Genomic DNA, 24,922 nt, shown 5'->3' with positions numbered 1-24,922 from the left:
AATGGAAATATTAAGAAGTTATAATTTTCCTTTTCAAAATAATACCAACACTTCTAAAAGTAATTGATAGAATAACTATTCCACCCCCGACTACGGACCAAATCCCTGGTTTCTCACTAAGGAAAATCAATGCCCAAATTGGATTTAAGATTGGTTCTAATACCGGAATTAGAATTGCTTCAATTGCGGTTACGTGCTTAATTGCCTTGGTGTATAATATATAAGATAATCCCAGTTGAAATACGCCTAATAGTAACAATCCAATCCAACCTTCCATTGAAGGAGTTGAGCTGAACATAAATGGTAACCCGATTACTGCAGTAAATGCATTGCCCAAAACAATTGATTCAATCGGTGATTCTTTTTTTTGTTTACGCAATAATAGAACAAGCCAGGCGAAAGTAACTCCACTTAAAATGGCAGTTATATTTCCAATCATATTTCCAGTTGATAATTTATCTAAAAAAAATAAAGTCATTCCACACAATACTAATATAATTGTAACAACATCACGGCGAGACATTTTTTCATTCAAGAACCAGTTACCAAAAATTGCCACATAAATTGGTGCTGTAAATTGAAGTAGAATTGCATTTGCTGCTGTAGTTAATTTGTTAGATAACACGAACAGAATGACAGTACCGGCATATGCTAATCCACCAGCAATTTTTATAAATGTCAGTTCAATTTTTATTTTTCTTCTGATAAGAAAAATAAATATAAATGCTATTGCACTTCTTCCACCGGCTATTGCAATTGGATTCCAGTCCACAAGTTTGATTAAAACTCCGCCTGAACTCCAAAGTATTGCAGTAAAAAGCAAAAGGAAAATGGATTTGTTATGTTCTGTCATTATAGGTGAGTGGGCGTTGATAAATGAATCGCACAATAAAAACATTTATTGTGCGATTCATGTAAAAAAAATTATTTGAATTTTTTTAATAATTCCTGAACAGCATCTTTGTGTACCATAAAATCAATCATTTTTAATTTCACATAATCTTCGTGATAAAAATTGTAACCAACATTCTTTCCATTTTGAGCACCAGCGCCTGAGTCTTTTATTATAAGCCAAAGTTTGCCATTTTTTTCTGTATAGCCCACAATGTGAATTCCATGGTCATCACCGGTTGTTCCATTACTGAATCTAAATTGTCTGGCATTCTCATCAATATAATCTGATGGAATATCGAAAGAAGGAATGATTCCAACTTCAACGTGCGAATCGTATCCTGGTTCAGAAACATCTCCACCAATTGCCATAGTAAAACCATTTTTAATTGCACTCTTCAAATAAATCATCCATTCATCAAGAGGAACGTTGTAATACGAACTATCTTTCCACCAGTTATCTTCAACATTGTACATTCCTTGTTTGTAATATGGAATCTCCATCAATGACATCAAGTCAACATAATCATCCATTTTTAACTTAACTACATTTTTAAAATATTCCAGCGGTGTCATCTTTGTGCCGCTTACAGAAATAGTAAGCGGTGGTTCGCCCAAATAATGATTCATAATTGATTTGATTGTAGCAATTGCTTCATCTTCATTCCAACAATTATTTTTCTTGGTTGATTGAAGATAATTATTCATCTCCGCATACATCTTAGAGTGATCGTGATGTTTTTGTCCGGGTTGTTTTCCATTATAAACTTCTTCTGGAACAACTCCATATTTCTCCCAAATTCTTTTAACAGCATTACCTTCGGAACCCTCAGCAAAATTGGAGTTTCCGCGTTCAGCAATAAATCTTTTTGCCTTTTCAACATATTCCCAATAAACCGTGTACATTTCTGAAAGTTTAATTTTGCGATTCGTTAAACGGAAAATTTCCGATTCAAAAAATGAAGTGGTAGAGAAGCACCAGCAAGTACCAGTCATTCCCTGGTTAAGTGGTTCGTTGTGCCAATATTCTTTATATAAATTTCTATCGGTAGGAAAATCAAGTCCGGTAAAATCAACTCTAAAAGGATTTTTCTTTTGAGTTTCTTTTGCGTTGTATTGCTTAATTTCTTTCTGCATATTTTCGTAAAATTCGTTTTTAGAATCCTGGAAAACAGCTTTATCCTTATGCTGGGATTGTGCGTTAAGGTTAGCAACAATGCTTAAAGATGTAACCAGACAAAGGACTAAAATTGTATTTTTCATATTAATATCCCGAATATTGATTTGAGAATTATTTTTTTTACTTCCCGTGAAAAATTAAACCACAGACTTAACAAAAGCAAAGAGAATTATTACAACAATTATGGGGAAATTTATCTGAAGCTAAAAATATAATTTATGATTATCTTGAAATCATAAATTATGTCTCTTAACAAATGGATCCAAAAATGAAAACTTTCTTGTCATTTTTTGTAGTTGTTTTATTTATTGCTTCAGTAAATGCACAAAATTATAAAAAAATAAAAATTTATCTGGCTGATAAACAGGATATTATTAACCTTGCCAGTATGGGCTTTGCAGTTGATGAAGCTAAATTTGAAAGAAAAGACAATTCAATTTCAATTTTTTTAAGTGACAAGGAATTTAAAAAATTAAGCAACTCAAGTTATAAGTATGATGTTCTGATTGATGATTGGAATAAGTACTATTCAAAATTGCCTAAGCTAAGCAATTCTGAAGAAAAATCAATACTGCAAAAAAGCATCCAAATGTTTGGAGTTTCAGGATTCGGTTATGGTTCAAAGGGCGGTCATTATACTTTGCAGGAAGTGAATAATGAACTTGATACCATGCATTTTAAGTATCCGGCAATAACAACTCAAAAATTTCAGCTTGGTACTTCGGTAGAAAATCGTCCGATATATGCATTTAAGATTTCAGATAATCCGGATCAGAATGAAAACGAACCAGAAGTTTTATTTACTGGTTTAACTCATGCAAGGGAGCCGGAAGGAATGATGTCTGTAATGTATTTTATGTTTTACTTATTGGAAAATTATGGAACCAATCCCGAAGTAACTTACCTAGTAAACAATAGACAAATTTATTTTGTACCGGTAGTAAATGTGGATGGTTATGAATTTAATGGGAGCGGGGGAATGTGGCGAAAGAACCGGAGAAGTCCGGATGGAGTAGACTTAAATAGAAATTATGGTTACATGTGGGGATATGACAATGTTGGATCGAGCCCTTCGCTATATGATGAAACCTACCGGGGAACTGCACCTTTTTCAGAACCGGAAATACAGGCTGTCAGCAATCTTTGCAATACGCATAATTTCAAAACAGCTTTAAATTATCATACGTATGGTAATTATTTAATTTACCCATGGGGTTATATTTTTAGCGAAACTCCAGACTCGGAAATTTTCCGTGAATTTTCTTCTGATATGACGCAGTTCAATAACTATTTGTGTGGTACCGGTTATACCACTGTTAATTATCCTACAAACGGAGATTCCGACGACTGGATGTATGGTGAACAATCAACAAAGAACAAAATAATTTCTATGACTCCCGAAGTTGGTAACACAGGCTTTTGGGCAACTGGAAGTGATATATTCACTATAGCTCAGGAAAATCTTTTCCCAAATCTTTATTTAACCTGGGCTGCTGGTGGTTTTGTTGGTTTGCATTCGTATTCATTTGATAAACAGTTTTTTAATCCGGGGGATAATGTTAACCTTTCTGCGGTTTTAAAGAACAAGGGTCTTTCTTCTGCAAGTAATATAACCGCTCAGCTTGTTTCGTTAAATCCTGAAGTTGTTGTTAATAATTCTTCAGTTAATTTCAATTCCATTTCTGAAAGAACTGAAGTAAGCACTGTTTCTCCATTTACATTTGCAATTTTACCTGATGCTATTTCGCAAGGTAAAATAAAATTAGTTTTTAACATCTTTACAGATGGTGTACAAACAGAAAGTGATACAATTGGTTTTTTCCTTGGTGTGCCGCAAAATGTTTTTAAGGATACAACAAACAATATTTCTGATTTGTGGACAATGAACGGAACATCCGGCTGGTCTAACACAACTTCTTTTTTTTACAGCCCTCCTAACTCATATACTGATAGTAAAAATGGAGATTACCCAAACAATGCAAATATATTAATGACTTTAAAAAATTCAATAGACCTTACTGGAATTTCAAATTCCGTATTTTCATTCTGGACCCGGTTCAACATTGAAGCTGATTATGATTATGGACAAATAAAGTTTACAACTAACAATGGTTCAACTTGGTTTGCACTTCCAGGCAAATATAGCAATATGGCAACAGGTAACTTTCAACCTGCCGGGCAATATCTTTACGATGGAAGCGAACCCGAATGGGTTAAGGAGGAAATAGATATTTCTTCATTAAGCGGTAAGCAAATTAAAATACGATTTGAACTTCACTCAGATTCTTATTCAACGCAAGATGGTTGGTATATCGATGATATTACAATTCTACATTACATGCTTCTTCCTGTTGAAATGATTTCCTTTTCTGCCATTGCTGAAAATAATTCTGTCCTCTTAAGCTGGACTACCGCAACGGAATTAAACAATAAAGGTTTTCAGATTCAGAAATCAAGCGACAATAAAAGCTGGTTGGAAGTTGCTTTTTTAAAAGGAAATGGAACGACAAATCAATTAAGCGAATATTCATTTATTGATCCTAATCCAACAATTGGAAAATCGTATTACCGGATTGTACAGCAGGATTTTGATGGTACTACTAAAAACTCTAAATCAATTGAAGTTTTTGTAAGAAATAACTATGGATTTGAATTGAACCAGAATTATCCGAACCCTTTTAATCCATCAACAACTATCAGTTACCAGATTTCAACAGCCAGTTATGTTACTTTAAAAATTTATGATGTTTTGGGAAATGAAGTTGCCGATTTGGTTAATGAAAAAAAGCCATCCGGTATTTACCAGTTTGAATTCAATGCAAACAGTTTATCCAGTGGAATATATTATTATAAATTGGTTGCCGGAAATTTTTCTGAAACAAAGAAGATGATAATCCTGAAATAACGACAAATGTCGCCTCAGAAAGAAGTAAATTTCAAAAAACAACTGAGTAGACAAATGGAACTAAGAAGGACAGAAATAACACGAAGCCAAAGAAAAAGCTGAAGTTTTTTTAAAATAAATAATATTTGACATTAAGATCCTTTACTATTACGTTGCACTTAGTTTTTAATTCTATTGTGATTATTGTTTTAGTAACCTTACATCGGCGGGATAAAATGGAACTAAAGTATAATAAACAAGAACCCACCTCATTCTTCTTCAATCTGTTAAGAATATTTTTCGGCATTGTTTTCATATTCTCTACTAAAATGAAGTTTATTGATCTCAATACCTTTATTTCATCAAAAGCATCTTTAGTAAAGGAAATCAATTGTTGTTAGGTAAATTAAAAGGAACCTTTTATGAAAATATTATTTTTAACACTTCTCTTATATCTGAATATTACCGCACAATGGTATTCAGTCAAAAATCCTTCATTACCAAGCATGTGGTCTTCAGTTAATTCAATTGATGTTTGTGATAGTAGTACAGCTATAATTCATTTAAAAGGTGATTTGCCAAGACCATTTTATATTACTACTGATAAAGGCGAAACATGGAAATTAATTTCATCTCCCGAATCCCCGGATGCAAATATAGTAACACTTACTAATGAAAATAATATTTGGTTTTGTACCGATGTAAAAATATTTAATTCAACAGATAGTGGAATAAATTGGTCTTTACAATATCTTGACTCAAGTAAAACCAGTTTTTTTGATTATATAAAAATGTTTGATATGGATAATGGTGTTGCTGTTGGAGATGCACCAAATAGTAAAACTCCGGCTTTAATACTTAAAACCAATAATGGTGGTAAAAATTGGGTCGCAGTAAATGATTCCTTTCTTATCGGTGCATATTCTCGGGATCAATTTTATCCAATAGATTTTCCAGATTTTAATACCGGGTATTTTTTTGATACGTGGACATCTAAATTATTTAAAACAATAAATGGTGGTAGAAATTGGGCATCAATAAAATATCCCACCAAAAATATTTATATGCTCAAATTTTATGATAATAATATCGGAATAATTATTACTGATAATTGGCCTTCAACTGACAGATTATTCAGAACAACTGATGGGGGTATTAACTGGAAAGAATTATCAATTCAATCAAAAAGCAGCCACCACGATTTGGAATTTCTGTCAGGCTATCCTTCCAGGTTATGGTTTACTGATTTTGATAAATTATTTTTCAGCAGCGATACTGGAACTACCTGGACTGAGAGTAAACTTGTAAACGGAAGTTTGGGGGGAAGAAATATTAAATTTACTGACAGCAATAACGGTTGGTTATTATGTGATAACGGGAAAATATTCAGAACAAATAATAATGGTGGAGTGGCAACTAATATTCAGCAAAATAAGGATGAAAACATACATTATTCAATTTCCCAAAATTATCCCAATCCATTCAACCCAACAACCAAAATAGAATATCAAATTCCTGCCCCAGGATTTGTAGAACTAAAAGTTTATAATGTTCTGGGAAGAGAAGTAGCAACATTAGTAAATGAAGAAAAGCCAGCAGGTTTTTATCAAATAGAATTTAACGCAAGCTCACGCTCAGCGGGATTTTCTAGCGGAATATACTTTTATGAACTACGAGCAGGCAGTTTTCGCTCTGTTAAGAAAATGATCTTAATTAAATAATGATACTTAAGACATTTTAATATTTGATAAATAGACTTAAAGATAAAACTGATTTACTTGTTTTTATAAAACGATTGTTATAAATTGCTTTTGAAAATAAACAGAGGGGATTATATGAAATCTATTATCATCAGCATATTTTATCTTCATTTGCTTTTAGCAGGATTTATTGCTTCACAAACAAATCCGATATTTAGTAAATCTTCCAATTCACCGTCTACAGATTCTCTTATTACAAGTATAGTTTCAGAGATTAACCGTGATTCAATCAGAAGCTATATTCAGTCATTGCAGGATTTTAAAACAAGATATGCCTATTGCACTAATAGGGATTCAATTTCATTATGGGTTTCAGAAACTTTCAAAAGATTTGGGTATAAACAGGTTGATTATGAATCTTTTTTAGTCGCCGATTATAATCAAAAAGATTCCATATTACAAAGGAATGTAATTGCAACATTATCCGGCGAAGCCGGGAATAATGAAACAGTTATTTTAGGTGCACATTATGATTCGTTTTCATATACAAGTCCATTGATTTCAGCGCCAGGAGCAGATGATAATGCAACCGGTGTTGCTTCACTGCTTGAAATAGCCCGTGTGATAAAGTTAAAAGGTTATGAATTTTCTGCTTCTATTAAATTTATAGCATTTGCAGCAGAGGAAATTGGGAGATATGGAAGTGGATATTATGCTAAAAGAGCTTATGAAAGACAGGAAAAAATAAGATTTCTTATTAACCTTGATATGATAGGTCATACTTTAAAACCTCTAACAGAATCTAAAGTACAAATTAATTACTATGATGGATTTGCTAATTTTAGAGAATTTACTAAAACAACTTTCAGACCTTTTTCAAAAATTACTCCGGTGACTGGTTCGTTAGGCGATCCTTCCGACAGTTATGCATTTAATATGTTTGGATTTCCGTCAATAGGATTTATGGAAACTGATATAACGCCAAATATTCATTCTCAAAATGATGTTTTGGCGAATCTAAATGTTGAATATTGTACAGAAGCTATTAAAGGAATTTGCGCTACAGTAATTTCCGCAGCAGAAGCACCACCAAATGCTGGAAACATAAAGGTTATTGATTGGGGAAATGGTCATTCATTAATTTGCACGTGGGATAAAAATGAAGATAGTCTTCTTAGCTATAAAATTTATCTGGGCATACAGCATGGGGTTTATGATACATCATTTATAACCACAAATAATTTTCTCATCATAACTAACCTCTCATCTGATACCGCTTATTTCATTGGTATTGCCTCTTTAGATAAAGACGGGAATGAAAGTCTATTCATAGAAAAAACCCAGACGCCCAGAAGTATTCCTTTAACCCCGACGGCTTTTTTAGTAATGCCGACTATGGGAAAGATAGAATTAAAATGGAATCCTAACCAGGAGAATGATATAATTGGCTATAATGTTTATCGTTCAAATAATCTTGATGATCTGCCTTTGAGAGTTAATAACGAGGTTGTTCGGGATACTTTTTATTTAGATAATACTGTTCAAAAGTGTCAGTATTATTATTATTCAATTGCAGCAATTGATAGCCAATTAAATGAAAGTCCAAAAACAGAAAAGATTAAATCACGTGCAGTTTCATTAGATCAAGGAATTTTAGTTGTTGATGAAACAAAGGATGGTACTGGAATATTAACCAATCCATCAGATGAACAAGTTGATGCTTTTTTTAATCAATTGCTTTCTAACTTTAACAAAAAGGATTATGATATAGCAAAAGAGGGAAATGTTACTTTCGCAGATCTTGGTGCTTTCTCTACAGTTGTATGGCATGGCAATGATGAATTAAATTTGCTTGCTTATGAAAGCAAGGAGGATATTAAAAAATATTTAGCGGCTGGCGGAAGATTATTGTTTGTTAGTTATCTTCCTTCAAAAGCTTTGGTAAATAATACTTCTTATAAAGAAGACTACATTGTTGGAGATTTTATGTATGATGTCTTCAAGATAAAGAATGCGGAAAGAAAGCCAAATACACTCTTTTTTAGTGCAAAGCCAATCGATCTAAGTTATAATTTGTTGGAGGTTGATACTACTAAGACAACATCAAATTTTAATTTTCATTTAAAAAATATTGAAAGTATTTCTGCTGCACCTGGAGCCAAGGAAATATATACCTATGATACCAAATTTGATTCTACAACCATAAAAGGCAGTATGAAAGGAATGCCTGTCGGAGTAGAATACCTTGGTAATGATTATAAAGTAATAACACTCAGCTTTCCTCTTTACTATATGAAACAGGAACAAGCAAAAGAACTTGTGCAAAACATAATGTTAAATAAATTTAACGAGACAACGGAAGTAGAAAGTAAAGAAGAAAATATTATTCCTGCGGAATATTTTTTATATCAGAATTATCCGAATCCATTCAATCCAGCAACAAAAATAGAATATTCTGTTCCGTCAAGCGTAAGAGGTGAAATGACAAAAATATCATTAAAGATATTTGATATACTTGGAAGGGAAATCGAAACACTTGTTAACGAAGAGAAACAACCAGGTAATTATGAGGTTGTATTTGATGGCAGCAAATTTTCAAGCGGAATTTATTTTTACATCTTAAATGCTGGAGATTTTAGATCCAGTAGAAAGATGTGCTTGATAAAATAGAATCAAATTGCCAATGCAAATCAATACATATTAACGTCATTCCTGCGCAAGCAGGAATCTATAAACCGCATTAAAAGTCTGGAATCCCACTTTCATGGGAATGACAATAATGAGATTAGGCTTTTTATAATCTAACTTCTTCCCCCGGACCTTCAATTCGAATTTTTAGGTTATTTGGAAACCTTATTTGTTTCATTTCTGTTATTAAGGTACAAAAGAAAATTTTTTAAGAGCAATCTTGCTATTTTTTTCCAGATTGATTAAGTTAATCAACCACTTTTTGAAAAGGATGAGAAATGAGTACCGAAGTTAAGACAATTGAGTCGATAGCTAACAACGAATATAAATATGGATTTGTAACAGATGTTGAAATGGATTCGGCTCCAAAAGGTTTGAGCGAAGATATTATCCGTTTAATTTCTACAAAAAAAAATGAACCTGAATGGATGACAGAATGGCGGTTAAAAGCTTACCGTCATTGGCTAACGATGACCGAACCAAAGTGGCAGAATGTTTTTTATCTTCCAATCGATTACCAGGATATTGTTTATTATTCAGCTCCAAAACAAAAAGCTAAGTATGATAGCCTTGACCAGGTAGAACCGGAAATATTAAAGACATTTCAAAAATTGGGTATACCGTTGAATGAACAAAAATTATTGGCAGGTGTAGCTGTTGATGCTGTGTTCGATAGTGTTTCCGTGGCTACAACTTACAAGGAAAAACTTTCGGAGTTCGGAATAATTTTTTGTTCGATGTCTGAAGCAATTCAAAACCATCCGGACCTGATTAAAAAATATCTTGGTTCAGTTGTTCCATATACAGACAATTTTTTTGCTACGCTTAATTCCGCTGTATTTTCAGACGGTTCATTTGTATACATACCCAAAGGTGTAAGATGCCCGATGGAATTATCAACCTATTTCAGAATTAATGCTTCAGATACAGGACAGTTTGAGAGAACATTAATTGTTGCCGAAGAAGGCGCATACGTAAGTTATCTTGAGGGCTGCACAGCGCCCATCCGTGATACAAACCAGTTACACGCCGCAGTTGTAGAATTGGTTACTTTGGATAATGCGCAAATAAAATATTCAACCGTACAAAATTGGTATGCAGGTGATTCTGAAGGAAAGGGAGGAATATATAATTTTGTTACAAAGCGTGGTGCATGCAGAGGAAAAAATTCTAAAATTTCCTGGACGCAGGTTGAAACCGGTTCCGCTATTACGTGGAAATATCCAAGCTGTATTCTTCAGGGGGAAAACTCAATCGGCGAATTTTATTCTGTTGCTTTAACAAATCATTACCAGCAGGCAGATACCGGAACCAAAATGATTCACCTTGGAAAAAATACAAGAAGCACAATTGTCTCAAAAGGAATTTCTGCCGGAAGGAGCAATAATACTTACAGAGGTATGGTAAGAATCTCAGCTAAGGCTGAAGGTGCAAGAAACTATTCGCAATGCGATTCGCTTTTACTTGGCGATAAATGCGGTGCGCACACATTCCCATACCTGGAAGTTGATAATTCTACTGCTACTGTAGAGCACGAAGCTACAACATCAAAAATTGGTGAAGATCAGATTTTTTATTTGAATCAAAGAGGAATTAAAACTGAGGATGCTATCAATCTTATTGTAAATGGTTATTGCAAAGAAGTGTTCAACAATCTACCGATGGAATTTGCAGTTGAAGCGCAAAGACTTTTAAGTGTAAGTCTGGAAGGAAGCGTGGGATGAGGAAGAGTGAAGAATGTAGAATGTAGAATGTAGAATGTAGAATGTAGAATGAAGAATGAAAAATGAACAAGAAACAATGGAACAATTAAACAATATAACAATGAATATAAATCAGGAAATAAAAATGTTATCAGTTAAAGATCTGTTCGTTAATGTTGAAGGAAAAGAAATATTACGCGGAATAAATTTAGAAATAAAAGCTGGCGAAGTTCATGCCATAATGGGACCTAACGGTTCCGGTAAAAGTACACTCGCTAATGTTCTTGCAGGAAAACCAGGATACGAAATTGTTTCCGGAGAAGTTATTTTTGAAGGAAAGAACCTGCTGGAATTAAATCCTGAAGAAAGAGCACACGAAGGAATTTTCCTTGCGTTTCAATATCCCGTGGAAATTCCGGGAATAAGTAACGCAACATTTCTTAAAACTGCGTTGAATGAAATTCGCAAGCACAAAGGTTTGGAAGAACTGGATGCTATGGAGTTCCTAACTCTTATCAAAGAAAAAATGAAAGTCGTTAATATGGATCAATCGCTGATAAGCAGACCAGTTAACCAGGGATTTTCCGGCGGCGAAAAAAAGAAAAATGAAATCTTTCAGCTTGCGGTATTAGATCCTAAACTTGCAATCCTAGATGAAACAGACTCAGGTCTGGACATTGATGCCTTAAAAGTTGTAGCAAATGGTGTTAATGTTTTCAAAGAACAGAGTAAGGAAAAATCTGTGGTTGTTGTTACACACTATCAGCGGCTACTTGATTTTATTGTCCCGGATTTTGTTCACGTTCTTTATAAAGGGAAAATCGTAAAATCGGGTGGTAAAGAATTAGCGTTTGAGCTTGAGGAGAAAGGTTACGACTGGGTTAAGGATGAAGAAATTATTACTCAAACGGTTTAACTAGCAGGAAATGAATAAATGGATCAACCGAATAAAATAGATTTGAAAGAATGGTACAACGAGAAGTTTAAAATTTTTGAGAAAAATTTGAATGGACAATCCAAGACTTACATTCATGGTTTACGGAAACAAGCGATTGAAAAGTTTGCCGAACTTGGATTTCCAACAACAAAGAGTGAAGATTGGAAATACACAAACTTAACTCCGTTATTAAATTTCAATTATGTTCCCGCAGTTCTGGAAAATGAAACCAGTATTACAGCAAATGAAATTGAGAAATATTTAATCAAGGATTTGAAAGCTACTCTTTTAGTCTTTGTTAATGGAATATATGTTAAAGAACTTTCCAGACGCTTACCTCAGACAGAAAAAATTGAAGTAATAAAATTTAATTCTCTTTCACAATCGGATGTAAAATATATTGAGAATCATTTTTCCAAGTATGTAAAAATTGATAATGGTTTTGTTGCCTTAAATACAGCGTTTTCATTGAATGGTGTTATAATTAAGATACCGGAAAATTTAATTGTTGAAGATCCAATTCATTTTCTATTTCTTTCCGGAGATGAAAAAACCAACGTTTTAGCCCAGCCAAGAAATATTTTGCTTGCCGGTAAAAATAGTCAGACGAAGATTATTGAAAGTTATCATAGCATTTCAGAAAATCCTTATTTGCTCAATTCAGTAAATGAAATTGTGCTGGAAGAAAATGCGATATTGGATTTCTATAAAATTCAAAATGAAGGGGACAAAGCTTTCCACATTAGCAGGACGGAAGTTCACCAGAAAAGATCAAGCGTATTTACTTCGACAACTATTTCTATGGGTGGAGAAATAATCCGCAATGATTTGAATGCAGTTCTTGCTGATGAAAACAGCGAGTGCCACTTTTTCGGTTTGTATTTGGCGGATGGGAAAAGGTTGGTTGATAACCATACATTGATTGACCACGCAAAACCGCACTGCCACAGCAATGAACTTTACAAAGGAATTCTGGATGAAAAATCCAGGGGCGTTTTTAACGGAAAAGTAATTGTTAGAAAAGATGCACAAAAAACTCTGGCGTATCAATCAAATAAAAATCTTCTTATTTCCAGGGATGCAAGGATTGATACAAAACCGCAGCTTGAAATATTTGCTGATGATGTAAAATGCAGCCATGGTGCAACGGTTGGACAGTTGGATGATCAATCATTGTTTTATCTTCAATCCCGTGGCATTAGTAAAGAAAAAGCGCGTTCAATTTTAATTAAAGCATTCGCAAGCGATATTATTGATCTTATAAAAATTGATCAATTGAAAGATCAACTTAGCGAAAAAATATTAGACAGACTTCATCAAGTTTCTGTCGGATAGGGAATACAATGAGCAATGAAATTATAATTTCTGATGTTGAACGTAGAACAAAAACCACTAAAACTTTTGATGTGGAATTAATCAGAAAAGATTTTCCAATTCTACAAACAAAAGTTAGAAATAAAACATTGGTTTATTTGGATAATGCAGCAACTGCACAAAAACCTCTTTCTGTAATTGATGCTGAGAAAGAGTTTTATCTTAATCTGAATTCCAATATCCACAGAGGCGTTCATTATCTTAGCGAGCAGGCAACGCTTGCTTATGAAGATGCCCGGTTGAAAATAAAAGAGTTTATTAATGCATTAAGCGCCTGCGAAATTATTTTTACCAGGGGTGCAACTGAATCTATTAATTTAGTTGCCCATTCTTACGGCAGGAATAATGTAAATGAAGGAGACGAAATAATAATCTCTGCGATGGAGCATCACGCTAATATTGTTCCCTGGCAGATTCTTTGCGAGGAGAAGAAAGCAAAGCTTCGAATAATTCCTATGAACGATGATGGTGAATTAATTTTAGATGAATATAAAAATCTGTTAAATAATAAAACGAAATTGGTTTCTGTTGTTCAGGTTTCTAATTCGCTTGGCACTATAAATCCAGTTAGAGAAATAATTGAACTTGCACACAATAGAAACATTCCAGTACTAATTGATGGCTCTCAGGCAGTTCCTCATATAAAAGTGGATGTACAGAAACTTGACTGTGACTTTTTTGTTTTTTCCGGACACAAATTGTTTGGGCCAACAGGCACCGGAGTTTTATACGGTAAAGCGGAAATACTAAATGCAATGCCGCCTTACCAAACTGGCGGTGATATGATTCGCTCAGTTACATTTGAAAAAACAATCTTTAATGACATCCCCAACAAGTTTGAAGCAGGCACACAAAATATTGCCGGAAATATTGCTTTGGGTTCTACCATAGATTATTTGAATAAATTAGATTTTGATTTGATTGCCAAACACGAACATGATCTTTTGGAATACGCCACTGAAAAATTGTTATCGATAAATGGATTAAAAATTATTGGAACGGCTAAAAATAAAGCCGCAGTTGTATCATTCATTTTGAATAATATCCATCCGCACGATATAGGAACTATTTTAGACAGCGAAGGAATTGCAATTCGAACCGGGCATCATTGTACACAACCGGTTATGCAGCGGTTTGGAATACCTGCAACGGCGCGGGCATCGTTTGCATTTTATAATACAAAAAAAGAAATAGATCAACTTGTTTATGGTATTCATAAAGTAATCCGGGTTTTAAGCTAATGTCAGATTTAAGTCAACTCTATCAGGAAGTAATTCTGGATCATAATAAAAGTCCGCGCAACTTTAGGAAGTGCGAACATTGCAACCATGAAAGTGAAGGATATAACCCGCTGTGCGGTGACCATCTTTGGGTATATATCGATCTTGAAGATGAAAAGATTAAAGATATTTCATTCCAGGGAAGTGGTTGCGCAATTTCAAAATCATCTGCTTCATTGATGACTTCAATTCTAAAAGGAAAATCAAAGAAAGAAGCTGAAGAGTTATTTGAAGTATTTCATCAGGTTGTAACTTCAAAAATAGGAACTGAAATTGATCCGGAGCAGCTTGGAAAACTTGCAGTATTTTCTGGTGTAAGAGATTACCCGGCACGGGTAAAGTGTGCAAGTCTTGCCTGGCATACAATGCTTACAGCTTTGAAAGAAAAAGAAAATTTAGCGACGACTGAGTAAAAAAATGTTGCGTTGTTTAATTGCTAAATTGTTGGAAAAATGTTTATCAACAATTTAACTATTGTTCAAAAATAGAAAATATTAAGAAGTATGATAGATAAACAATTTATAGAAAAGGAAATCATTCAAAGATTAAAAACCTGTTACGATCCGGAAATTCCTGTGGATATTTATGAATTAGGTTTGATCTATGAAATTAAAATTGATGATGAAACCAATGTTCAGGTAAAGATGACGTTAACTTCGCCTATGTGTCCGGTGGCCGGATCTCTTCCTGGCGAGGTAAAAGAAAAAGTAAAATCGGTAAAAGATGTTAAGGACGTTTACATTGATTTAGTCTGGAATCCACCATGGGACAAAGATATGATGAGTGAAGTTGCAAAAGTTGAGTTGGGATTTTTCTAAACTCTGTACTTTAATATAAAATATTTGTTATAACTGGTTAATGAAAAACTAAATTGAACAATTGTTAAATTGTACACTTAAAAAATTGAGCAATTCATTCTTGAAATTATCAAATAATTATTCTGAAAGGATAAAAAATGTTCGAGATAAATATAAAACGACAACCAATTTACGATCCCGAAGCTGTTCAATGGATGCGGGACGAACTTCTTTATACTGGTTTTGTTGAATTGCAAACACCTGATAAAGTAGATGAATATTTAACGGATCCAAATAAAGGAGCCGTCTTAGTTGTAATAAATTCAGTTTGCGGATGTGCCGCCGGTAGCGCACGCCCCGGAATTAATCTTGCTTTACAAAATGAAATTATTCCCGATCATTTAACTACTGTGTTTGCAGGACAGGATAGAGATGCTGTTGACAGGGCAAGAGCTTTAATGGTTGGATACGCACCGTCTTCTCCTTCTGCTGCATTATTTAAAGATGGTAAATTAGTTTATATGATGGAACGGATGGATATTGAAGGAAATTCGGCGAAAAAAGTTGCAAATGATTTGGTGGAAATTTTTAACAAGTTCTGTTCTAAAAAAGGTCCTTCGATAACTAAAGAATCTTTTGAAAAACTTGTACATGCAAAAGCATGCGGTTCTTCAATTCCAAAATTGAATTAATTCTTTTAATGGCATATTGTTTCAAAAAGATTAATTTGTTCAATACGCCAATTGAAAATTTGTAAGGTGTTAAAATGAAGTTCAGTGCACAAGAGGAATATGGTTTACGTTGTCTGCTAAGAATTGCCAAATTCAGCCTGGTAAATAAATCACTCACTATTCCGGAAATTAGCCAATACGAAGGAATCTCCCAGCACAACGTAGCTAAACTACTACGTACTTTAAGACTCGGTGGATTTCTTGAAAGCTCCCGAGGACAAATTGGCGGTTATACTTTGGCTATTCCACCGGAAAGAATTGTGCTTGGTAATGTATTGGAGTGCCTAGGAGGTAAATTATTTCAGGAGGAAGATTTTTGTAATACTCATACCGGAGCTGAGTTGATTTGCACTAACACAATTGATTGTTCAGTTCGTTCGCTTTGGCGCATTGTTCAAAATTCCGTTGATGGTGTTTTAAAGAATACTACTTTAAAAGATTTAATGGGAAGCCAGAACAGCTTTGATTATAAGTTCAGTAATTATGTTGATTCAAACTTCTCATCCTAAATTATTTATTAACGATTCAAAAATTATTTTTTGAAATCAGAAATTCAATTTTTACATCCAATTAAACTTAAAGGTAAAAGGAGTAGTTTTTATGCCCGGATTATTTTCTTTCCTAAAAACAGATTCACATTTTAATCTTGATACAGAAAGCTTTGCAAAACGAATTGAAGAAAATAAAAGCTGCGAAATTTTGGATGTTAGAACTCCCGAGGAATTTGGCGGCGGGCATATTCCCGGTTCCAAAAACATAGATTTTTACGAAGATGATTTCAGAAATAAAATTGAAAGCCTGGACAAAACTAAAACATTTTTTGTTTATTGCCGGAGCGGAAGCAGAAGTTATTCTTCAGTAAAACATATGCTGGAGTTAGGATTCCAGGAAGTATTCAATTTGAATGGTGGCATAATTAAATGGCGGGGGCAAATAGAAAAATAGTCTATTCAATATAATTCAAGCAAACTTCCCTATACCGTAATTATTTCTTCAAACAAGATATGTTTGATTAATATAAAATTAGAATCTCTTCCCGAAAATTTATCACTAGAAAAAATTCAAACAATAATTGATAATATTACTATATTGATGACATACTTTAAGAGGGCTACTTGTTCCTAGGTAAAGATTTCTTTAAAACAACTAAATTACAACTTTGTAAGTGTTGAAATTAGTTATGAAATCGAACAAGAAAATGAAAAGCTTACCAATTGAAAAAGTGGAGTTAAATAAAACACTACCCGGGGATATGGCAAACACACAACTCAATTATAGAAGTAAAATTTTGAAAAATTCAGTTGAAAAAATAGTTGCAAATGAAAAGGAGAACAAAGAAGGGAAAATTTCCTCAAATTTTGCAACTGATCCTTTCAAATCCTTTATCGAAAATTCAATTGATGTAATTATGCGGTTCGATACCAACCATCGTCATCTATATGTAAATCCCGCGGTAAAAAATCAAACAGGTTTTTCACCTGAAGAGTTTATTGGTAAAACGCATTCAGAAATGGGATTTTCAAAACACTTGGTAGAAATTTGGGAAAGAGCAATTGAAAAAGTGATAAAATCAAAAAAGCTAAACAGAATAGAATTTGAACTGCCGAATCATATATGGATTGATTGGTTGCTGGTGCCTGAATATTCAATTGATGGAATAGTTCAGTCAGTAATTGCAACTGCAAGAGATATTACCGAACGAAAAAAAGCAGAACAGGAAATTATTCGTTTAAATGAAGAACTTGAAAAACGTGTTTTGGAAAGAACCATCCAGCTTGAAGAAACAAACAAGAAATTGCATAAGAAGATTGCAGAGCATAAGAAAACAGAAAAGATCCTTGCAGATAATGAACACCGGTACCGGACTTTATTCGAACATTCACCAAGCGAAATAATGGTAATTGATCAAAAGGGAAATTTGCTGGATGTGAATCATCCTGTAAATAATTGCCATGGTTATACCAGGGAAGAATTGATCGGAAAGAATGTGAGCCTATTTGCGCTTCCTGAATCTGCACACGAGATTGAAGATCATATAAAAAAATTAGTATCAGGTAATAACCTTCATCATATTGTAAAAAATGTTCGTAAAGATGGAAAGATAATTTTTGTAGAACTAAATGAAACTAAATTTCCATTAACTGATGGAAGTGAGGGAATTCTTGTGCTTGCAAATGATATTACTGCAAAAGTTAAAGCTGAAGATGAACTTAAAGCAAGTGAAGATCTTTTTAGAATGTTAATTAACTCAATGCCGGATATTGTCTGTTTTAAAGATGGCGGAGGACAATGGCTGAAAGCAAACGAGGCTTATTTGAAACTTTTTGATCTTGAGGGTGTGGATTATATTGGCAAAAAAGATTCTGAACTTGCTAAGTATAGCAGCTTTCATCAAAAAGCATTTGTATTTTTTGAATCCTCCGATGAATCTTCATGGCAGAAAGGAAAACTTTCGCGTGTTGAAGAAGTTATCCCTAAAAGCGATGGGACCTATCATGTTTTTGATATAATTAAACTTCCTCTTTATTACCAGGATGGGAGAAGAAGAGGACTTGTAGTTATAGGTCGTGATATTACAGAACGTAAAGAAGCAGAAAAGGAATTGATAAAAGCCAAGGAAGATGCGGAAAAATCTAACAGGTTAAAAACAGATTTTTTAGCCCAAATGTCTCATGAGATTCGTTCACCAATAAACATTATTTTAAGTTTTACTTCATTATTAAAAGAAGAATTGCAGGGAAAATTAAGTAATGATTTAGAAGTGAGTTTTGATAGTATTGATAATGGCGGTAAGAGAATCATCCGGACGATTGATCAAATATTAAATATGGCAGAAATTCAAACAGGAAGTTTTGAAATTAATATTACTGAAATTGATCTTTCAAAGGAAATACTTTTTGAATGTATCCGTGAATTTCAAACTCCTAGTAACTTAAAACTTCTTAAGTTGGAATTCCTTAAAGAGATTGACCATGCCAAAATTCTTGGTGATGCGTATTCTCTTCAACAAATATTTATTAACCTGTTAGACAATGCTGTTAAGTATACTCCAAAAGGTAAAATTCAAATAAAGTTGTACAAGAATTTAACCAATGAGATATGTGTTGATATTAAAGATTCGGGAATTGGTATTTCGCAGGAATATTTACCATTTCTGTTTGAACCTTTCTCCCAGGAAGAAGGCGGATATACAAGACGGTTTGAAGGAAATGGACTTGGTTTAGCACTGGTAAAAAAATATACTGAAATGAATGGAGCTAAAATAATTGTAAATAGCGAGAAAGGAGAGGGAACAACGTTTACAATTTGTTTCAAACATGGTAGAAAATAAATCTTACCGCAATTTCAATTTGAAATTTTTACAACTCAATCCAATCGCTTGCTTTGCGAATCTAATTTTATATTAAACATTAGTAACCTGGAATCGAGTTTGTGAAATTAACACTTCTTTACCTCGCCAGCTCTTTTTCAATTGCAGAAATAATTCTCGAATCGGATGGTTTTACTTTGTTCATAAATCTTTCAACAATTTCACCTTGTCTTGAGATAAGGAATTTTTCAAAATTCCATTTAATCTCTGATTTTTCAGTAACTCCATTATCTGTAAGTTTTTTATAAAGCGGTTCCTTTTCTTCACCAAGAACTTTTATTTTATTGAAGAGCTTGAATGTAACATCATACTTTGTTGAACAGAAATTTTTTATTTCTTCATTCGTTCCAGGCTCTTGCTGACCAAAATCATTACACGGAAAAGCTAATATTTCAAATCCTTTCGAATTATATTTTTTATAAATCTCTTCCAGATCTTTATACTGGGGTGTATTACCACACTCACTTGCCACATTAACTATCAACAGTACTTTTCCTTTATATGAAGAAAGCGGAATTTCCTTTAAATTCATATCCTTAACAGAAATACCGCTGATATTATTTTTCATTTTATTGTTGTCCTTTTCTTTTTTTTCGGCGAACAGATTTACCTTTATTGCAATCAAAAATATTGGCAGTATTATCAAAATATATTTTTTCATTGTACCCTTTCAAATGATTGATTTAGAATTTGTAATAATTAAAACAGAACTTCTGTAATCAAAGTTCAATGTATTCGGGGGATTATTTGTTGTGATTAAAAGATATAGCGCTGTAAATTTTAATTACAACGCTATTTTAAATATTTTATTCGTGAAAGGATTACACCATCAATACTGCAATTGCCGCTGTATTAACAATATCCATTACACTGCAACCTCGGCTCAGATCGAAGAATGGTTTGCTTAATCCCTGACTAATAGGACCGACTGCCTGTGCACCACCAAGACGTTCTGCAATCTTATAACCAATATTACCAGCTTGCAAATCTGGGAAAATAAGCACATTAGCTCTTCCTGCAACAGAACTGCCCGGAGCTTTTTTCTTACCGATGGATTCAATTATTGCTGCATCAAACTGCATTTCTCCATCGATGTTTAGGTCCGGACGTTTTTCTTTAGCTATTCTGGTTGCTTCACGAACTTTATCTACCAGCTCGTGTTCAGCGCTTCCTTTGGTAGAGAATGAAAGCATAGCAACATAAGATTCTTCACCTGTTAACTTTTTATGATTCTCAGCTGTAGATATTGCGATGTCTGCAAGTTGTTTTGCATCTGGGTTTGGGTTAACAGCGCAATCGGCAAAGCTATAAACTTTTTCTGGAAATACCATTAAGAAAAAACTGGAAACGATAGAAATTCCCATTGGCATTCCAACAACTTGTATTGAAGCTCTCATCACGTCGGCTGTAGTTGCTGTTGAGCCAGAAACGGAGCCATCAACCAAACCTTCTTTAACCATCATTGCGCCAAAGAAAATATCCCGCTTTATAGTTTCAATTGCTTTTTCCAGCGGAATTTCTTTTCCTTTTGCTTTACGCATTTGGTAAAATATTTCCCCAAAATCATTCAGCTTCTTAGATTTTACATGATCAATAATTTGTACTGAATCTAAATTTATGTTTAATCTTTTCGCACTCTCTTTAATTTTTTCCTCAGTGCCAATCGTAATTACTCCGGCTATTTTTTCTTTTACTAAAACTTCTGCCGCTTTTAGAACTCTATCATCGTGCGATTCCGGAAGAACAATTGTTTTACCTTTTTCAGCAGCACTCTTTCTTATTCTTGCTAATAATTCAATTTCTGCCATAACTAAGTTCCATAAATATTGATGAAAAATTTGCTGGTAAATATACAAAAAATTGGTATGAGTTTACTTCAAGATTCTAAGTGTTTATACCTGCTTAGTTGTTGGGATGAAATATAGATTTTGCGAATTTTAAACAAACCCAAACTTTTTAATTGAAATTTTGTTTTTAATTCAGAATATTAGCAGGGGATAAAAGAGAAAATAAAGAAATAAATGCCGATTACAGAAAAAACATACAAATGGTTGAATAAATCTTTTCTGATTGTTTCTGCTGTGTTAGCTTTGTTATTAATTTCCTACTTATTTGTTGATATTATTTTGATGCTGGTAATATCACTTCTTCTTGCACTTATTCTTAATCCTGTTGTAACAGCTTTGGAGAATAAAGGTGTTAATAGATTTATTGCAACACTTTTTACAATTCTTGTTTGTTTCTATTTGATTTTCCTGGGTTTTTCTTATGTGGTTCCTCAACTAACTGACCAAATTATAAATCTAAGCACTTCAATCAATCAGAGTAACATCAAGCAATTTCTTAGAAGCCTGGATAAAACAATAATAACCTATGTACCTTTTATTAAATCCGGCACTATAGCCGGAAAAATAGAAATATGGATCTCTTCTTTTTTCATAAACTTTCTAGATAGTCTTTCTAATCTGGTTTCAAGTATTGTTTCGATTGTTGCTGTTGCAGTAATTGTTCCGTTTATGACATTCTTTCTTTTAAAAGATAATAAAGGAATTATAAAAGGTGTTTTGAATATTATGCCCAACAGATATTTTGAAGTTTCCTATTGGGTTATCAGGCAAATCAGCGTTCAGCTTGGAAGATTTGTTCGTGGATGGATTCTCGATGCGTTTTTTGTTGGTGTATTAAGTGCAGTTGGGCTTTCAATTTTGGGGGTTAATAATGCAGTTCCAATTGGAGTAATAGCTGGTATTGGGCATTTGATCCCTTATTTCGGACCAATCATTGGATCAATTCCTGCGATGATAATTTCCATTGCTCAGTTTGGAAATTTTTCAATGATCCCTTCGATTTTAATTATGTTTTCAATTGTTTATGCATTGGATAATGGTTTCATTCAACCAAATATTTTTTCTAAAAGTGTTGATATGCACCCGCTTCTTATAATAATATTAATCATTGCAGGTAGCCAGGTAATGGGAGTTTTTGGAATGCTGCTGGCAGTACCAACTGCAACTGTTATTAGAACAGCAGCAAAAGAAATTTATAATGGATATAAGAATTATTCGATAATTAAGAAGTAGTCGTTCGTAGTTTGCCCATTCTAATTTATTTCCCTTCAATCAGCTTTTTGATTATATCTACCGAAGATATTCCCTCTGCTTCTGCATTAAAGTTAACAATTATTCTGTGGCGCAATACTGGTGTAACCGCATATTTTACATCATCAATGTTTGGTGTAAATCTTCCTTCCAGCACAGCTTTTGTTTTTGCAGCTAAGATAAGATATTGAGATGCTCTTGGACCAGCACCCCAGCTAATCCAATCTTTTATGAATTTTTGTGCTTGTGGATTTTTTGGCCGGGTTTGATTTACTAGGTTGACAGCGAATTCAATTACATTATCAGCAACCGGTACTTTTCGAATTAAATCCTGAAATTTTACTAACTCTTCAGCAGTTAAAATTTTTGCAAGTTGTGCAGCATATTGGCTTGTGGTTGATTTTACAATTTCAATTTCTTCATTGTACGATGGGTAATCTAACCACAGATTGAACATAAATCTATCTAATTGAGCTTCAGGCAACGGATAAGTTCCTTCCTGTTCAATTGGATTTTGTGTAGCAAGTACAAAGAATGGTTCTGATAAAGTATAAGATACGCCGGCAGCAGTAACTTTGTGTTCCTGCATTGCTTCCAACAAAGCCGATTGCGTTTTAGGTGGCGTCCTGTTTATTTCATCAGCTAAAATGATATTGCCAAATATTGGTCCCTGAATAAACCTGAATGATCTTTTCTTAGTAGCTGAATCTTCTTCAATTATTTCAGTACCAGTAATATCGCTGGGCATTAAATCCGGTGTAAATTGAATTCGGCTGAATTTTAAATCCAACACTTCAGCAAGAGTTTTTATAAGAAGAGTTTTTGCCAATCCCGGTACACCAACAAGAAGGCAGTGTCCTTTGGATAGCAGTGAGATTAGAAGATTATTGATAATTTCATCCTGACCAATAATAATTTTACCAATTTCTTTTTTAATCTGTTTAACAGAATCTGAAAGATTTTCTACCAATGCAACATCTGAAGTTTCATTCGGATAATTCACTTTGCTTCCTTTATAATCTGATTTCCCAAAAAATATTTTGTTTAAGTTCTTTCATCCAATTTACATATAACTTTTGTTGCTTATGCAATTCTGCCGCTTGCTTTATCTCATTATAATCTATTTCCAAATTTGGTTTATGTTCCGGTGTCTTGGTCATCAGGTAAACAATATGATAACCATAAATTCCTTGTCCAAGATCCATCCGTTTAGGAAAACTTATTTCACCAACTTTTAATTTGCCAACAATTTCTAAAAGTGTTTTATCTAATTGTCCAAGATCCAAATTTCCCAAAAGACCGCCAAGTTTTGCAGTTTCCTTGTCATCACTATATTTCTTAGCATAATACTCAAAAGATTGTTTGCCAACTCTTACACTGTCCTTAATATCATTTAACTGTTCAATTGCTTTAAGATCAGCATCAGCATCTTCTTTTATTTTGATAAGAATATGACGCGAATGAATTGACTCGCCTTTTCTTTCCACCAATTGAATTATATGAAAACCAAAAACAGATTCTACTGGTTCTGATAATTGTCCATCAGCTAAAGAGAATGCGGCAGATTCAAACTCAGGTACAAGTCTTCCTCGTTTTGTAAAACCTAAATCGCCTCCTTGTACTGCACTGCCAGGATCTTCAGAATATTTCTTAGCCATTTCAGCAAAATCTTTACCTGCTTTAATTGAATCCAAAATTGCCAAAGCTCGCTCTTTAGCATTCTGTTTTACTTTTTCTCCAGCTTTAGGATTAATAAAAATGTGTGCGAGCTTATATTTCTCCTGGATTAATCCAAGCGAGTCTTTGTAATCATTATAAAACTCTTCAACTTCTCTGCGGGTGGCATCCATCATTCCAAACATTTTTTGTTTTAAAGATTCTGCCATCAAATATTTTTGAACATCATCACGTAATTCTCTTTTTATTTTTTCTATGCTCATCCCATAAACCTGTTCTACCTTTTCCTTAGAACCATATTGCTGAACGAACATTTCGATTCTATAATCTACTTGTCGGCTAACTTCATCATCTGTTACACTAATTGAATCCAATTTTGCTTTTGCATAAAGAAGTTTTTCTTCGATCATTGAATTAAGTATTTGCTTTTTGACGTTTGGCTTAGAGGCATCAATTCTTTGCTGTGATGCCAATAAGCTTGTTTGAAAATCTAACTCACTCTGAAGAATAATTTCATTATCTACAACAGCTACAATTTTATCTAAAGCTTCCTGTGCGTAAATATTAGCTATAAGAATCAGTGTAAAAATTAACAAAAACTTTTTCATTTTT

The 24,922-nt window shown here is 33.5% G+C and carries 20 protein-coding genes; 14 read left to right on the top strand and 6 right to left on the bottom strand.

What is annotated here, in order from left to right; all coding sequences use genetic code 11:
* Positions 1–10: 10 nt before the first annotated feature.
* Both NTX22_17580 and NTX22_17575 read right to left on the bottom strand, forming a co-directional pair.
* Entirely contained in the window at positions 11–898 is an 888-nt protein-coding gene (locus NTX22_17580; GenBank protein ID MCX6152341.1) for a DMT family transporter, read from the bottom strand.
* Between the two features lie 26 nt (positions 899–924).
* The gene (locus tag NTX22_17575; GenBank protein MCX6152340.1) at positions 925–2,154 is read right to left on the bottom strand and encodes a peptidase C1; all 1,230 of its coding nucleotides are present in this window, start codon (positions 2,152–2,154) and stop codon (positions 925–927) included.
* Between the two features lie 185 nt (positions 2,155–2,339).
* Between NTX22_17575 and NTX22_17570 the strand changes: the two genes are divergently transcribed.
* The 13 genes from NTX22_17570 (at position 2,340) to NTX22_17510 (ending at position 19,496) form a co-directional block, all read left to right on the top strand.
* Positions 2,340–4,976, top strand: a complete 2,637-nt coding sequence (locus tag NTX22_17570) for a M14 family zinc carboxypeptidase (GenBank protein ID MCX6152339.1) — start codon at positions 2,340–2,342, stop codon at positions 4,974–4,976.
* A gap of 401 nt (positions 4,977–5,377) precedes the next feature.
* Positions 5,378–6,676 (top strand): T9SS type A sorting domain-containing protein, encoded by a 1,299-nt coding sequence (locus NTX22_17565; protein MCX6152338.1) that lies wholly within the window; start codon positions 5,378–5,380, stop codon positions 6,674–6,676.
* A gap of 114 nt (positions 6,677–6,790) precedes the next feature.
* Positions 6,791–9,325 carry a M20/M25/M40 family metallo-hydrolase gene (locus NTX22_17560; GenBank protein ID MCX6152337.1) on the top strand — a complete coding sequence of 845 codons (2,535 nt, stop codon included), beginning with the start codon at positions 6,791–6,793 and terminating at the stop codon, positions 9,323–9,325.
* 296 nt (positions 9,326–9,621) lie between these two features.
* On the top strand, positions 9,622–11,067 hold the full coding sequence (sufB, locus tag NTX22_17555) for a Fe-S cluster assembly protein SufB (protein ID MCX6152336.1): 1,446 nt from the start codon (positions 9,622–9,624) through the stop codon (positions 11,065–11,067).
* Positions 11,068–11,185: 118 nt separating this feature from the next.
* Entirely contained in the window at positions 11,186–11,962 is a 777-nt protein-coding gene (gene sufC, locus NTX22_17550) for a Fe-S cluster assembly ATPase SufC (protein ID MCX6152335.1), read from the top strand.
* 18 nt (positions 11,963–11,980) lie between these two features.
* Positions 11,981–13,318, top strand: a complete 1,338-nt coding sequence (gene sufD / locus NTX22_17545; GenBank protein ID MCX6152334.1) for a Fe-S cluster assembly protein SufD — start codon at positions 11,981–11,983, stop codon at positions 13,316–13,318.
* Between the two features lie 8 nt (positions 13,319–13,326).
* Positions 13,327–14,598 carry a cysteine desulfurase gene (locus tag NTX22_17540; protein MCX6152333.1) on the top strand — a complete coding sequence of 424 codons (1,272 nt, stop codon included), beginning with the start codon at positions 13,327–13,329 and terminating at the stop codon, positions 14,596–14,598.
* Positions 14,598–15,050 carry an SUF system NifU family Fe-S cluster assembly protein gene (locus NTX22_17535; GenBank protein ID MCX6152332.1) on the top strand — a complete coding sequence of 151 codons (453 nt, stop codon included), beginning with the start codon at positions 14,598–14,600 and terminating at the stop codon, positions 15,048–15,050. Before NTX22_17540 ends, NTX22_17535 begins: the two co-directional genes overlap by 1 nt.
* A gap of 90 nt (positions 15,051–15,140) precedes the next feature.
* Entirely contained in the window at positions 15,141–15,455 is a 315-nt protein-coding gene (locus NTX22_17530) for an SUF system Fe-S cluster assembly protein (protein ID MCX6152331.1), read from the top strand.
* A 137-nt stretch (positions 15,456–15,592) separates the two neighbouring features.
* The gene (locus NTX22_17525) at positions 15,593–16,126 is read left to right on the top strand and encodes a BrxA/BrxB family bacilliredoxin (protein ID MCX6152330.1); all 534 of its coding nucleotides are present in this window, start codon (positions 15,593–15,595) and stop codon (positions 16,124–16,126) included.
* Between the two features lie 74 nt (positions 16,127–16,200).
* Entirely contained in the window at positions 16,201–16,674 is a 474-nt protein-coding gene (locus NTX22_17520; GenBank protein ID MCX6152329.1) for an Rrf2 family transcriptional regulator, read from the top strand.
* Between the two features lie 91 nt (positions 16,675–16,765).
* Positions 16,766–17,110 carry a rhodanese-like domain-containing protein gene (locus tag NTX22_17515; GenBank protein MCX6152328.1) on the top strand — a complete coding sequence of 115 codons (345 nt, stop codon included), beginning with the start codon at positions 16,766–16,768 and terminating at the stop codon, positions 17,108–17,110.
* 235 nt (positions 17,111–17,345) lie between these two features.
* Positions 17,346–19,496, top strand: a complete 2,151-nt coding sequence (locus tag NTX22_17510; protein ID MCX6152327.1) for a PAS domain S-box protein — start codon at positions 17,346–17,348, stop codon at positions 19,494–19,496.
* A gap of 118 nt (positions 19,497–19,614) precedes the next feature.
* On the opposite strand, the gene NTX22_17505 is transcribed toward NTX22_17510, so the two are convergent.
* Both NTX22_17505 and pta read right to left on the bottom strand, forming a co-directional pair.
* Complete coding sequence (locus NTX22_17505; protein MCX6152326.1) at positions 19,615–20,196, bottom strand: glutathione peroxidase; 582 nt, start codon at positions 20,194–20,196, stop codon at positions 19,615–19,617.
* Between the two features lie 160 nt (positions 20,197–20,356).
* Positions 20,357–21,343: a phosphate acetyltransferase gene (pta, locus tag NTX22_17500; protein MCX6152325.1), complete on the bottom strand. Its 987-nt coding sequence runs from the start codon at positions 21,341–21,343 to the stop codon at positions 20,357–20,359.
* Positions 21,344–21,556: 213 nt separating this feature from the next.
* On the opposite strand from pta, the gene NTX22_17495 reads away from it, so the two are divergent.
* The gene (locus NTX22_17495; GenBank protein ID MCX6152324.1) at positions 21,557–22,615 is read left to right on the top strand and encodes an AI-2E family transporter; all 1,059 of its coding nucleotides are present in this window, start codon (positions 21,557–21,559) and stop codon (positions 22,613–22,615) included.
* Positions 22,616–22,640: 25 nt separating this feature from the next.
* On the opposite strand, the gene NTX22_17490 is transcribed toward NTX22_17495, so the two are convergent.
* Positions 22,641–23,636, bottom strand: coding sequence for an AAA family ATPase (locus tag NTX22_17490; GenBank protein MCX6152323.1), 996 nt, complete (start codon positions 23,634–23,636; stop codon positions 22,641–22,643).
* Between the two features lie 10 nt (positions 23,637–23,646).
* Positions 23,647–24,918 (bottom strand): peptidylprolyl isomerase, encoded by a 1,272-nt coding sequence (locus tag NTX22_17485; GenBank protein MCX6152322.1) that lies wholly within the window; start codon positions 24,916–24,918, stop codon positions 23,647–23,649.
* Positions 24,919–24,922 lie beyond the last annotated feature (4 nt).

Source organism: Ignavibacteriales bacterium (assembly GCA_026390815.1).
Lineage (GTDB): Bacteria > Bacteroidota > Ignavibacteria > Ignavibacteriales > SURF-24 > JAPLFH01.
This window is presented reverse-complemented; position numbering and strand designations above follow the sequence as displayed.